This is a genomic window from Pseudoalteromonas sp. SR45-5, assembly GCF_014163565.1.
GTDB lineage: Bacteria > Pseudomonadota > Gammaproteobacteria > Enterobacterales > Alteromonadaceae > Pseudoalteromonas > Pseudoalteromonas distincta.
Map to the genome: position 1 here is coordinate 1 of NZ_JACJDN010000041.1, position 13,264 is coordinate 13,264.

Consider the following 13,264-nt stretch of genomic DNA (forward strand, 5'->3'; position numbering starts at 1 on the left):
AATATCAAACACTTCTATATTCTGCGTAAAAATACAGTAATCGATTGAACCAAAATAGGAACTCAGCTATGGTTTGTTTATCAATAAAACAAATTTAAAAACGAGTTAATCTACAGGCTCGTTATGTGAATCGTGGATTTCTACATGAGTGAGAAGTTTTCAAAAATAGAAGATTACGTCATAGCTAGTGACACTGGTGCTCGCGATGGTATTGGCGTCGAAATATATGTAGGTAACAATATGGTCATGGAAATCTTCCGGGAAGACACTAAAAAGAAAAGAGAAGTTACTCTGTTCCAAGATGAGCTAGATTTAGAACTAGTCGAACAAGCAATCGCTCTTTTCAAAGAAGAAATACCCGAGGACTTTCAAGATTAAATCAGCAAATTCACATAACAACCCAATCAACACACTCACTTCGTTCGCTGGGACGCATACACGCGGGGCGGCTGCGCCATTATGCCCCACATGTCTGCGCCCGTTATTGGAAAGTTAGGTGTATCTATGGATCTGAGTATGCATCGAGTTATTGAAAAACTAATTCAATGGAGTGTCCCATTTTTAAATGTATTCCGAAGACCTCCTGTATGGCCTTTTTCTTTTGATGATTTAAAAGGAATGGATGAAAATACATTAGGTTTTAATTTGTATGTATTTTTAAATTCACGTGGGTTTAATTATTTACCGAAATATGAAGTACATGATGCGTACCATACGCTTCTCGGCTATGGAACTACCTCGATTGAAGAATTGAAGTTACAAGCTTTTATGTGGGGGAATAATAATTCAACATTTGCAGGTAGAGTCTTATTTATTATCGGCTTAATTTTGTTTCCAACAAAATACAAATTATTTAAAGTTGAGATTATTAGAGGTAAAAAGTCTAAAAAATTGAAAGGCTACGATGTAATCGAAATGATTAACAAGCCTCTTTTACAGTTAAGAGAAGAATTATGCATAAGTTAATTTCTACTATATCAGTAGTTTTTTTGGGGTTTATTGTTTGGATTATCTATTTAGCAAACACAGCTCAACACAGTATTTTCTTTGAGTTCGTAGCAAGTATTCCTTACGGAGACAAATTAGGACATTTTTGCTTATTTGGCTTGTTAACATTAGGAGCTAACTTTGCTTTTAAACTTAAATCATTTACATTACTTTCATTAAAGATATATTTAGGCTCATCTGTTGTTTTCGTATTCGTTCTAGTTGAAGAGTTAAGTCAATACTTCATACCTAGCAGGACGCTAGACGCAACTGATTTACTTGCTGATATCGTAGGTATTATTACGTTCAGTCTCGTAACTAAGTTTATCAGCAAATACACCTAACAATGGTTTTCAAGACGGACAAATTACAGTTGGCTTTTTGTTCGTGCCTCACTTATTTTAGCCAACTGCAATTTGTCGCTTAAAACGGCGTTATAAGCCAAAGGAAGTTCGGTGATGAAATCGATAATTGGAAAACTTGATGTGTTAAGCGTGTTTGCAGCGTGGACACTTTTAATAGTTTTCTTTGTATCTCTGGCTTATGGGAAAATGTTTTCTGAACCTAACGCAAGTGCTAGTCATTTAGTTTATTTGTTTGGGGCATTCTTTTGCACAGTTTTAATTCATATTGTTTTGGCATTTTTTAACCGTTGCCCACATTGCGATAAATGTTTAACTGTTCAAGGTTTTAAAAAGCCTCATCCAGCATCAAGTGGTAGCTGGGATAAAGTTGTTTGGCGCTGGTTTTCTGGTTCAATTGTTTGTATCCATTGCGGGCAAAGAGTGGCAACTAATGGCTTATAACAAGTTGCTCAAGTTCGCTCGTAAACTCACTGGGACAATTAACAGTTGGTTTGGCGCTTCGCGCAAGTTTAGCCAACAGTCAATTGCCCCTTAGCAAAGCGTTATTATGTGTATATATCTCCACATAATTAACTAGACACCCACTCTAATTTTGCACTTTTCGAAGTTCCTAGATTCTAATTGGAAGTGCACCACCTAATTCATTATGGCTAAAGTACAAAATTAACGGTGGGTGTCATCTCAAAATTTCATCTTAAAATTTACTAAAAACAAAGCAACACTTCATAAAACCAGCGATTTAAAGCCAAAATTACTGGTTTTATAAATTAATTAACTGCAAAGTCTTTTGTTTCTAAATAGCTTGGTACGGTTTTAAAACATGCCTCTAGTTTGCTTTTAAGCGCAGTGCTTATCGAAGCATCACACTTCAATTTCCCGTTATATTTACTCATAGTAAGCGGTACTAAGCTTAACGAGTCATAGCTTGGCTTGCTTTGTATTTTATGAATTACTAAACCTTGCTGCTCTGTTAGCTTTATTAATGCAAACACATTTTTTTGTGCTTGATTAGTCGTTATTTTTTCAACATATAGCGGGTTTTTAAAGGTTAGCTTTGTAGTAAAAAGTACGTTGCCACCGCGTTCAAAATGGCCGTTAAATACAGTTACATTTAAGGTGGGTGTTTTTTTATTTATTAATAAATTTAGGTCAAATTTGGTTGGTAAAATAGTGATCTTTTCTTGCTCGTCTGCTGCTTTATTTAAAATATTTTTGATTGTTTTTAAGTGGGTGTCATCCGTAGTTACTTCATACACTATTTGGTAGTTGTGTGGAGGGGCGTATAAAGGCATGTGGCTGGCAAGTACTTTATCGCCGGCTAAAATAAGCGCCATACCATGGAAGCCATTATAGCTTTGGGTTTTGTGTGAATTGTGTTGAGGTGTATTTGCGTGCGCTGCACTCGATAATAAAATAAAAAATAGCAGTATGTGTTTCATGTTAGTGCTCAAAAAATATATATAGCGCCACTATAAGCTGATTTTTATATACAAATAATCGATAATAAGTGATTAGTTGTTTCCTTTTAGTTAATACGGTTTGGCGCTATGCATTTAGATGACATTGAAAAAGTAATTCATATGGCGGGTTCGCAAAATCTGCATACAACCGCTAAGCACTTTAATATTACCCCTGGTGCGCTGTCTAAAACGCTAAAAAAGGTTGAGGCAAACTTAGCCACGGAGCTTTTTAACCGCGTAGGTAAAACCTTAGTACTTAATGATAAAGGCAAAGAATTTGTTAAGCACAGTAGCGATTTAGTTCATAATTACCAGCAGCTTACTAGCCGTTTTAAAAGCGATAGTCATAAATTTAATGCGGTTATTGCAGGCCCTGCCATTTTACTCAAAAGTGGCGTTAAAAAGCTGCTTACACCTCTTAGCAACCTGCCTTGCTCGGTGCGTATTAATAATATATTTGAAGATGAAGCCATAAGCCAAGTTGCATCAGGCTCGGCGCATATTGCGTTAGTAACTCGCGAGGCATTCAACAACAGCTCACATACTAATTTAGTGTCGGTTGACGTATTTAATACTGAGTTTAGTGTAGCTGCGTCTCCTTCACATCAGCTAGTACAAAAAGGCTCTTTAACACTCAATAAAAACCAATTACTACAATTGTCTTTTGCATGCCCGTTGTTTTCACCACTGCGCGGCCTTGAACAAGGTATTGGCTCCGACGGCTGGCAAGATGAAATAGCCCCGCGCAATATTGTATTTAGATGTAGCGATTACAGTACATTAATAGAGGTGGTACAAAGTGGCTTGGCGTTGGCATATTTACCAAATTTCGTGATTGATGATTTAGGGCTTAAAAAATTAACTGTAAAGGGGGTTAACAGTCGCTACAGCGAAGACATAGTAATGATTTACAAACCATCAAAAGCTGATGGCTGGCTTAATAAACTCATGCACTCTTTGTAGAGAATTTATCAATTTAAGTTCAATGCAAAGTATTACTTAGCTAAGCAGTGGTTAGCTAATATCAGCAACAATGCACTGATTACGGCCATGTTCTTTTGCATGTTAAAGTGCTTTGTCAGCACATTTGTAAACTTGGTCTATGTCGTTACTGTGCTCAGGACTAAAAAAATCAAACTAAGTGCATAAAAAAGGCCAGATGCAAACGCTACTGGCCTTTCATTAAAACCGTCATGTATTTAGAGATGACGGGATGTTATTTAAACTTATTTACTTACGTTTTTACGGCGTCTATTAAACCATACTAATGGAGTAAGTAATAAAGCTATAAAGCCAAAACTACCACCACCGCTAGATTTTGATTCAGTTACAGGCACTGTTGCTACCGCTTCATTTTTTACCATTACAGTACTTTGTTGAGTCACAGTTGTTACACCATCACTTACGGCAACTTCAAAAACAAGCTCTTCATCTGCAGTAATAGCTGCAGGTGTGAAGCTTAAAGTTTCAGTGTCAGTACCAGTGAGCGTAGCAGCACTACCGCTAACCTGAGTCCAAGCATAAGTTAGTGTTTGACCATTGCGATCTGTAGCTGTTGCTGTAATTGTTCCTGTAGCAGATTCAGTAATTTCCGCCGATGCACTTTCGACTAAAACAAGTGGGGCTGCGTTATCACATGCTAGTGAATCACCCGCTACAAGCTCTGAAAATACAGGAGATAAAACGTTAGACATAGTTAGGTTATCAATCCACCAACCTAAATCATCAACTGCGCCATCTGATGAGATTCTAAAGCGCACTTTTACTAAGTTGCCGTTTAGAGCATCACCAAAGTTGATAGTTTCATAATTACCATACGCGCCACTATCTTGTACGTTATTACCTGTAAAAGTTTCACGTTCTTGAAGTTCTTGCGAATCATTTTCGATTAGAACAGCGTCATAGCCAACATCAAATGTGCCGCCAATTTCAGTAGCATCAACCCAGTCACCGCCATTAACACTAACTTCTACAACACCACCATCCCAGTTTTGCTCAATACTATAGAAATGCCAAAATGAGATTTCAAAGTCGCCTGAGTAACCAACTTCGAATGACTTACTCTCTACTGCTACATCTGATTGGAAACCATTATTTACAAGGCGCATTGCCTGTGTGCCTAGCCCAAACCCACCTTGTTCAAAGAAGGCAATATTACTACTATTATCCATTACCTGAGTGCCAACAGCTAAGTCACCACCAAACATTACGTTTTCTTTTAAATCTAATAGTGATGAACTTGCTACTTCCATATCATCTGAAGCTACAGCTCCAACAGGCATTTCTGATTTAAAGCCCATATTTACTTCAAACGTGAGTGTTTGATCAAGCGCTTCAACAATATCATCGTCTGTTTCAATTTCAGGAAATGTGACTTCAATTTCTAGTGTTTCAGCTGTACCCGCTTCGTTCAAAGTAACTTTGATATCGTTACTTGTTATTGCTTCGTACGGTTGAACTTCACCAAAAGTAAGTAAACCATCATTTTCAAATGTTACATCGTGATCGCTTATAACAGTCAGCTGTGCTGTTGTACCACTAAGTACTTCACTACCACGGTTAGTAATTGTTACGCTAACAGTACTCGTTTCGCCTTTATCTAAAATATTATCATTAGTACAAAAACCAAGCTCTGTACCATTGTACATGTTGTTTAAGTCAGCACTTGCAAATGCATAGCTAGAAAGCTGTGTTTTATCTGATTCAACCACACCAGTAAGGTCATTACTGAAACGATCTGGCGATACTGCGCCAAGGCCCATACCACGTTTAGCAAATGCACCTACCATTAATTTGTAATCAGCAGGGTCTACTGCATAGGCAGCAGCTAAAATAGCATCACGTGCTTCAGTGTAGGTTGGTGCTATAGGTGTTAATTTGTAACCTGCAACTAAGTAATCTGCCATTCGAGTTTGTGCTTCATTAAAGCCATGCTCGTTAATAAGCGCTACATAGTTTTCCCATAATACAGTTGCCCAAATTTCGCCGGCAGCATGAGGAGAAGCCACGCTTGTTGGTGATATACCAATATCAGCACCAGCATTTTCAGTAATATGGCGGAACGACAATGCATTTACATCTGTATCAGTTGAATAAGGAAGACGACGAATACCGAAGTAGAAGTCTTCTACAAATGTGCCGCTACCATATGCTTTTTGGAACTTATCGTTACCTGTAATATTTATATCGCTTTCTTTAGCGATAAACATTAATGAGTGGAAATCGCCCCAGCCTTCGCCCATTGCGCGGCCTTGGAAGTTAATAAGGCCTGATGAATTACCGACTAAGCGGTTACTAATGTAGTGACCCCATTCATGAGCAATAATACCATTATCAAACGTACCATCTTTTAATGTTGCTTTGGTAAACATGTCTACAGTAACAACTTCACCAGCATCAATTAGGTCATACATTGCATGACCATCAGCGTAATTTAAACCCATATTTGGAATGGTTACAGTATCGTCTTCACCGCCCATTGGTGCCGGTTCTGCCGTATCTGGGTCATTATTAACAACGATAGTTGCTATTGCACCTGCATCTTGTGCATTTTTTACTTTAACTGTAAAAGCACATGAGCCACGATCTACAATTGCAATTTTCCCTGCTAGTTCAGCAGCATTTATAGCAGGCTCACAACCATCATTAATACTTGTTGAATCTACTGTATTTCCATCATCTAAACGAACAACTTCTGCAGCCACATCACTGAATTGGTATTTACCAAAGCCAGATTCTTTTGTTGAAGCTAAAAGGCCTAAAGAGTCATGTGAAGTTACTGTAATACCAAAATCTACACCAACAGTGGCATCTTTACTGTTGTACAAGTACATTTGCATACGTGGGCTAGCACCATCAGCTGGTGTAGACATATTTGCATTATTACGACCTGAGTTATCTTGAGCCTGTGCTTCAATCGGGTCGCCTTCTATGCCGCCACGACCAAAGTTAGATACTTGAGCTACATTTGATGTTTCATCAAAACCATGATCATAGAAAAAATCATGTAAAAAGTTATTCATATAAAACAAGTTAACAATAGCCGCTTTACGGTTTGCGTAGCTATTTGCGACTTCATCTACTTGATAAGGGTAGTCAAATGTGAAGTCTGCTGTTGTTTCAGCAGTAAAGTCACCTTCACTAAAGTCTTGAGGTGCAACCACATCTGCGTAAGCAAATACGTTATTACCCGAAGTTGTCGTTGCGTCATCAGCTAACCATGGGTCCATTGTGCTTAGTTTGCTGTAGTAAGATAGAGATACCATTGGCGCATCTAAAATCTCCGTCTCGTCTACTTGTCCTGGGCCATCTGCAGGAATTACGTCACCGTGCGGACTTTCCATTGGGTAGCCATCTTGGTTTGCGTAAACACGGTAATTAAAGTCAGCTGCATGAGATTTCAAATCTTTCGCAAAATATACTTTGCTGTTATTTGAATCTACTACGTAGCTAAAGTAGTCACTTTCTAAAGAGCCAACTTCTGCTACTTCTACTTCAATGTAGTAAGCTGATTTAAGCTCGCCTGCCACTTCAAAAAACACTTCTTTTGCACGTGGCGTACCTAAAACAATCTTAGAGTCATCTAATGATTTAGCCTCATATTTTGCATAGCCACCTTCATTACCAATTTTACGAAGTGAGACATCAATATTAGCTAATTCACTAAATGCTTTTTTTATACTTTGCTCAGAGTTTACAAAACCCGTTAATGCAGCAAGTTTATTTTTAGATGACGACGTATCAGCAAAATACCCCGAGCTTGCTACTAGGTTGTACTCTTTATCCATTAACAAGTTGTATTCGCGGTTAAAAACTTCAACACCGTTTACTTGTTGCTTGTATTTTGCACTAATAGAGCCACGTTTTTGCTCTGATAAATCAACCATAACAGCAGAAGATGCTGTTGCTTTACGATTACTAATACCTGTTAAAGTTTCAATATAAAAGTCAGCAGCATATTGGTTACGGTTATCAGCAGCGATTAAAGCCATGTCAGGCTTACGCTGACCTATTGCTTGCCATAAAAACGTTGCTTTACCCATTTGTGCATCGTAAATTGATTTTTGACCCGAGACAGTGGCGCGTTCGGCTAAGGTTTTCTGCTGAACAGCAGCTAAAGAAGTACCCTGAGTAACTGCATTTGTTGCACTTACATCATAAAATCGAGTTTGTTCAGCGGCCGTTAGCTCACCTGCTGCTAATGTAGATGCTACAACCATGGCAATAGTTGTTAATTTAAATTGAGACATGTATCCACCTGTTTGTATTTATTATGTTTAAACACTTAATGTTTTTAAATTGATTATTTTATGTAAACGCCTGGTTAAGTTGTTAATATACAGACTTGAATAAGGCTGAATAGCTTTAAATTTAAAGAAAAGTAAACAAAGGTAAACGAATGCAAAAAATAATTTTTACAAGTGCAGTGCCAATAATCGCAGCTTTATTACTATCTGCATGTAATAACAGTGAAAAAACAGAGGTTAACAACTCTCAGGCACAACCTAAAACAGCAGAAATCATTATAAAAGAACCATCTAAGAACCAGAAAAGTGACACTATTTTCCCTAAAAAAGAAAGTAGTCAAGGTGTTATTAAAAATGCATCTAAAAGCATAAATTCATCGGGTGATAAACTTATCTTTAACTCTGAGCAGTTATTTAAAGGCGACGTTATTTATAATCAGAACTTAAAACAAAAAGGTGTAGTAACAGGTACTCTTACCATTACATTAAATACCGATTCTGTGCCTGATGAGTTAAAAAATAATTATGAATTAATCAAGTCAACAGCTCACAATTACACATTACTTGTTGAAAAAGGTGTTGATATTGCAGGATTGTCTAGTGCTTTAAACAGCTATAAATCAGTGACCAATGTAGAAATTGCAATTAACTATTCACCTATCGAAACACACTTTTAATCAGCAACAATGCACTGATTACGGCCATGTTCTTTTGCATGGTAAAGTGCTTTGTCAGCACATTTGTAAACTTGGTCTATGTCGTTACTGTGCTCAGGCCAAGTTGCAATCCCAATTGAAATTGTTATAAAGCCGATAGTTTCCATATTTGTAGACTCAACAGTTTTACGTAGTCGCTCTGCTATTTTGAGCGCACTTTGGCTGTTTTCATTAGGCAAGACAAGTACAAACTCTTCACCACCTATACGTGCTACGATATCGTCTTTTCGAGATAATTTTTTGATAATATCAGTAAGCGATTTAAGAGCTTCATCTCCTTTATCATGGCCAAAGGTATCGTTAACTCGCTTAAAGAAATCGATGTCTATCTCTAAAATAGCAAATGGAGTTTGCTTAAACATCAACTGGTTTAATAAACCGTTTAAACTCCTACGGTTGTGAGTATCAGTTAGGGGATCTGTTTGCGCATCATGACGAAGCTGACCTATCTGCATTTGCAAAGTATTAACTCCATTGAGCATTGCAATTTTTAGTCTTTGGCTTTCAAAGTACCAAGATTTAACACTTTTTAGCTCTTCAATACTTGTTGGATCGTCAAGTGTGTTTGCTTTGTCTGCTAGTTGTTTTAAAGGCCTAGAAATAAAGTGAGCAAAAAAACCGATTAAAAGAAACGTAATAACAGCCATCGGTAATGTACGTTTTATTACTTCAGTTATGAGTAAATCAAGTGACGAAAGCGTTGCTCTTACAGGGCGCTGAGCGACAATTACCCATTTTGCTTTAGGCACAGAGGAAAAGCCTGCTAGCATTTCTATCTCTTGGCTATTTTTAACAATAGAAGTACCGCTTTGGCCTGTAATCATATTATTAGTGATTGAATTATTTGTGACGACTGTCCCTATTAGTGCCTGATCTGGGTGATAGAGAATTCGCCTACTGGCGTCGACCACATAAATATATGTTCCACCCTCATAATAATGCTGCTCTAATAAGTTATTTAAAATATTACGCTCCTTTAGATAAAGAGAGCCACCAATATAACCAAGGTAATCTCCACTTTTATCAAACAAAGGATGAGAAATAAAAACAATAAAGTTCCCAGCAGCCGACATATAAGGCGCGCTGATTAATGGTCTTTTTTCTTGTAGCGCTTGTACAGCGCCAGGTGAGTGGATTGATTCACCAATAAGTTGCGGAAATTTAGGAGAGGTTGCGACAACAACACTATGCTTATTAATTACAACCGAGTTAAAGCTATTCGTTTGTAAGTGTAAGCGGGTCGCTTCTTGGTTTAATAAATCTTCATCATCAACTCTTTGCTCTATTTTTTTAGCTGAATAGGCCAGTTGTTGCATTGCGGATTCTAAAAAATTATCTGTTGCTGATGCCAGTTTATTGGCATAAGCATAGTTACTTTTTAGCGTGTAAGCTGTTAACTGCTCTTTTTGTACTTGGTAGGTAGAATAAAAGCTACTTACTAAAGTACTAATAGAAGCCGTAATCGCTAAAAGCAAAATAAGAAATCGAAGATTTAAGGCCGTTAATAATTTTTTTCGCAAACGTATGCCATCCTAAGTACAGGTATTCAGTATCCGAACCTATAATTGTATATAAAGCCCGCAATTATACCCTCTTGAAAATTTATTATCTAATATTAACAAAGCCACAAAAAATATAACTAAATATAACTTTTCGCTAATAGCAAAATTATAAATTTTCTTTAACTTTTACAATATGTTATTGGTTCCTCTGCAAAAAATCCTTCTTTTGCAGTTACCTCAAAAAGTAGTTAAGCTGCTTACACTTATCTACTTTTTAGCTTTGGAGTGTGTTTTGCTAAATAAGTGTATTGTATCGTCTATCGTTTTTTTATCTGGGTGCTTAATGCCATTACAATCCTCGCTTGCTAAACCCGTGCTTTCTCTTGAACAACAACTTGGGCAAAAGCTAATACTCGACTTTCGTTACTTCTGCCAGCAAGGAGTAAGTAATAAATGCCGAACTCCAATGACCGAGTTACCTAATGAACTCGCTACCGCTATTGCAAAATACGATATTGGTGGGGTAATTTTATTTTCTGAAAACACTCAATCGATAGAGCAAACAATTGCGCTTAATAGCCAATTGCAAACAGCTGCAAGTAAATCCAGTAGTAAGCTGCCGCTATTTATATCAATAGATCAAGAAGGCGGACGTGTAGCGCGTTTACCACGCGATGTTGCTACATCATTTACCGGTAATATGTCGATTGGCGCAACCTACAAAAAGCACGGTACGAGCTTTGCGACAAAAACAGCAACTGTTATCGCTAAAGAGCTAAATTCACTGGGTATCAATGTAAACTACGCGCCCACGGTTGATGTAAATATGAATCCCGACAACCCCGTTATCAACGTACGCTCATTTGGTGAAAACCCAGCATTAGTGAGTAAATTAGGTGCTGCACAGGTAGCAGGATTTGAGAACAACGGTGTTATTACCTCGTTAAAGCACTTCCCGGGCCACGGTGATACAAACGTAGATAGCCATACAGGTTTGCCTAAAGTAAACCATGCAAAAGAAGTTATTTACGAGCAAGACCTAGCACCGTTTAAACACATTATCGCCAAGCAAAACCCCGGCATGATAATGACGGCGCATATTCAATACCCAGCGCTCGATAGCACAACGTTTGTAAGTGTTAATGGCAAAACCATGATAAAACCGGCAACAATGTCGCGCGTAATCATTACTGATATTTTACGCGGTGAGCTTAATTACCAAGGTGTTGTAGTAACTGATGCGCTTGATATGGCTGGCATTAGTAACTTTTTTACGCCAACTCAAGCGGTAATAAATACATTTTCAGCTGGGGCTGACATTGCCCTAATGCCCGTTGAAATTAGAACACCAGATGATTTAAATAAACTCGATGATCTTATTAAAGATCTTGTTGCAGCGGTTAAATCAAACCAACTTGATGAGCAAGAAATAGCACAATCGGCACAGCGTATAATTACACTTAAAAATAAATTTAGATTAAGCACTAATTTTGACCCTATTACCGCGCTCATAAATGCAAAGCAAACAATTGGCAGTGCAGCACATCGCGAAATAGAAGCGCAGCTTGCTGTAGAGGCAATAACGCAGGTTAAAAATAATAACAGTACTTTGCCGCTTAATTTAAAAGCAGGAAGTAATGTTCATATTATTATGCCAGACACGCGTAAATGTATGGCAATGCAGCAAGCAATTGAAGCTATCAGCCAGCAAAAACTTAACTATAGTTGTAGTAGTTTACAAGGGTTTAATCCGGCACAAGCTAAAACACAAATACACGCTGCTGATGTAGTTATAGCCGGTAATGCAACACCTAATCAAAGTGCGGTCGAAATTGGCGGTATGGATGATTTAAAAGATGATTCAAATTTTGCACTTAATAATGCGGAGCAGCCAAAAGCACTTGAGTCATTATTAAATATGGCAAAAGAAGAAAACAAAAGCACTGTTTTTATAAGCCTGAGAGCCCCTTATGACATTGCTAAATTTGGCGATTATGCAAATGCCGTACTTGCATCGTATGCATATAATATTGATGTAGATAAAAACGATATTGTATCTGGCCCTGCTTTTACCGCACTTGCAAAAGTGTTACTAGGAGAAGCACCGGCTAACGGCGTATTACCTGTCACAATAAAACCGCAAAAGGCGCACTAATATGAAACTCAATTGTGATTTAGGCGAAAGCTTTGGCGCGTGGAAAATGGGGCTAGACGATGACGTTATGCCACATATTGATATGGCTAACATTGCGTGTGGGTTTCATGCAGGTGACGCCGATGTAATGGCATACACTCTTGTACTTGCCAAGCAACATAACGTACAAATTGGTGCTCACCCAAGCTACCCAGACAAGCAGGGCTTTGGTAGGCGCTCAATGGTACTTAGCGAAAAAGAGCTTACAAATTGCCTGCACTATCAAATAGCCGCTATTGAGGGGATGGCAAAAGTACAAGGTTTAACACTTAGCTATGTAAAACCCCACGGCGCACTTTATAACGACATGATGGCAAATGATCAAATATTACAAACCGTTATAAATGTAATTGCCAGCTACCCAACAGATTTAAAGCTAATGATTTTAGCGACTAAAAATGCCAATAAGCACATTCAAATAGCCAAAAGCTCAGGAGTTGATCTAATACTCGAGGCATTCGCCGATAGGCAGTACACCGACGACGGGCATTTAGTGTCACGAACACTTGAGGGTAGCGTTCACAACAAAGCTGCATTACTAAAACAAGTAACTCAGCTTTTATCCGATGGCAGCGTGACAACACGAACTGGAAAAAAACTAACGCTCAACGCCCATAGCTTATGCGTACATGGCGACAACGCTGATGGCATAGCGCTTATAAAAGACATAAAATCCCTGTGTAACTCAGCTAACTAAACACTTTTACACAACCACAAATAGAAGCTGTAAACCCCCTTTACAGCTTTAACTCATAGATTTAAATAAGAGCTTCATCGCATCCTACTGTTAATTT

11 protein-coding genes are annotated in these 13,264 nt (G+C 38.0%); 8 read left to right on the top strand and 3 right to left on the bottom strand.

Translation table 11 applies throughout. From position 1 onward, the window contains the following. The first annotated feature begins 144 nt into the window (after window positions 1-144). The 4 genes from H5072_RS03080 to H5072_RS03095 all read left to right on the top strand — a co-directional run bounded on the left by H5072_RS03080 (window position 145) and on the right by H5072_RS03095 (window position 1,793). Window positions 145-378 carry a hypothetical protein gene (locus tag H5072_RS03080; protein ID WP_182692642.1) on the top strand — a complete coding sequence of 78 codons (234 nt, stop codon included), beginning with the start codon at window positions 145-147 and terminating at the stop codon, window positions 376-378. Between the two features lie 90 nt (window positions 379-468). After that, the gene (locus H5072_RS03085) at window positions 469-966 is read left to right on the top strand and encodes a hypothetical protein (RefSeq protein ID WP_182692644.1); all 498 of its coding nucleotides are present in this window, start codon (window positions 469-471) and stop codon (window positions 964-966) included. Continuing rightward, window positions 954-1,331 carry a VanZ family protein gene (locus tag H5072_RS03090; RefSeq protein WP_182692645.1) on the top strand — a complete coding sequence of 126 codons (378 nt, stop codon included), beginning with the start codon at window positions 954-956 and terminating at the stop codon, window positions 1,329-1,331. Before H5072_RS03085 ends, H5072_RS03090 begins: the two co-directional genes overlap by 13 nt. A 114-nt stretch (window positions 1,332-1,445) precedes the next feature. After that, window positions 1,446-1,793 carry a hypothetical protein gene (locus tag H5072_RS03095; protein ID WP_024597877.1) on the top strand — a complete coding sequence of 116 codons (348 nt, stop codon included), beginning with the start codon at window positions 1,446-1,448 and terminating at the stop codon, window positions 1,791-1,793. A 326-nt stretch (window positions 1,794-2,119) separates the two neighbouring features. On the opposite strand, the gene H5072_RS03100 is transcribed toward H5072_RS03095, so the two are convergent. Beyond that, a complete protein-coding gene (locus tag H5072_RS03100) occupies window positions 2,120-2,791 on the bottom strand; it encodes a hypothetical protein (RefSeq protein WP_182692646.1) in 672 nt (223 codons plus the stop codon). Between the two features lie 108 nt (window positions 2,792-2,899). On the opposite strand from H5072_RS03100, the gene H5072_RS03105 reads away from it, so the two are divergent. Then, complete coding sequence (locus H5072_RS03105) at window positions 2,900-3,775, top strand: LysR family transcriptional regulator (protein WP_182692648.1); 876 nt, start codon at window positions 2,900-2,902, stop codon at window positions 3,773-3,775. 263 nt (window positions 3,776-4,038) lie between these two features. On the opposite strand, the gene H5072_RS03110 is transcribed toward H5072_RS03105, so the two are convergent. Next, window positions 4,039-8,061: a rhombosortase-dependent M36 family metallopeptidase gene (locus H5072_RS03110; protein ID WP_182692649.1), complete on the bottom strand. Its 4,023-nt coding sequence runs from the start codon at window positions 8,059-8,061 to the stop codon at window positions 4,039-4,041. 149 nt (window positions 8,062-8,210) lie between these two features. On the opposite strand from H5072_RS03110, the gene H5072_RS03115 reads away from it, so the two are divergent. Then, window positions 8,211-8,735 (top strand): hypothetical protein, encoded by a 525-nt coding sequence (locus H5072_RS03115; protein WP_154902851.1) that lies wholly within the window; start codon window positions 8,211-8,213, stop codon window positions 8,733-8,735. On the opposite strand, the gene H5072_RS03120 is transcribed toward H5072_RS03115, so the two are convergent. Then, window positions 8,732-10,249, bottom strand: coding sequence for a sensor domain-containing diguanylate cyclase (locus H5072_RS03120; protein ID WP_182692654.1), 1,518 nt, complete (start codon window positions 10,247-10,249; stop codon window positions 8,732-8,734). The genes H5072_RS03115 and H5072_RS03120 overlap by 4 nt on opposite strands. A 370-nt stretch (window positions 10,250-10,619) precedes the next feature. Here H5072_RS03120 and H5072_RS03125 point away from each other — a divergent pair, with 370 nt between their 5' ends. Together H5072_RS03125 and H5072_RS03130 are read left to right on the top strand one after the other, a co-directional pair. Further along, the gene (locus tag H5072_RS03125) at window positions 10,620-12,431 is read left to right on the top strand and encodes a glycoside hydrolase family 3 protein (RefSeq protein ID WP_182692651.1); all 1,812 of its coding nucleotides are present in this window, start codon (window positions 10,620-10,622) and stop codon (window positions 12,429-12,431) included. A 1-nt stretch (window position 12,432) separates the two neighbouring features. Then, entirely contained in the window at window positions 12,433-13,167 is a 735-nt protein-coding gene (locus H5072_RS03130; RefSeq protein WP_182692653.1) for a 5-oxoprolinase subunit PxpA, read from the top strand. The last annotated feature ends 97 nt before the right edge of the window (window positions 13,168-13,264 follow it).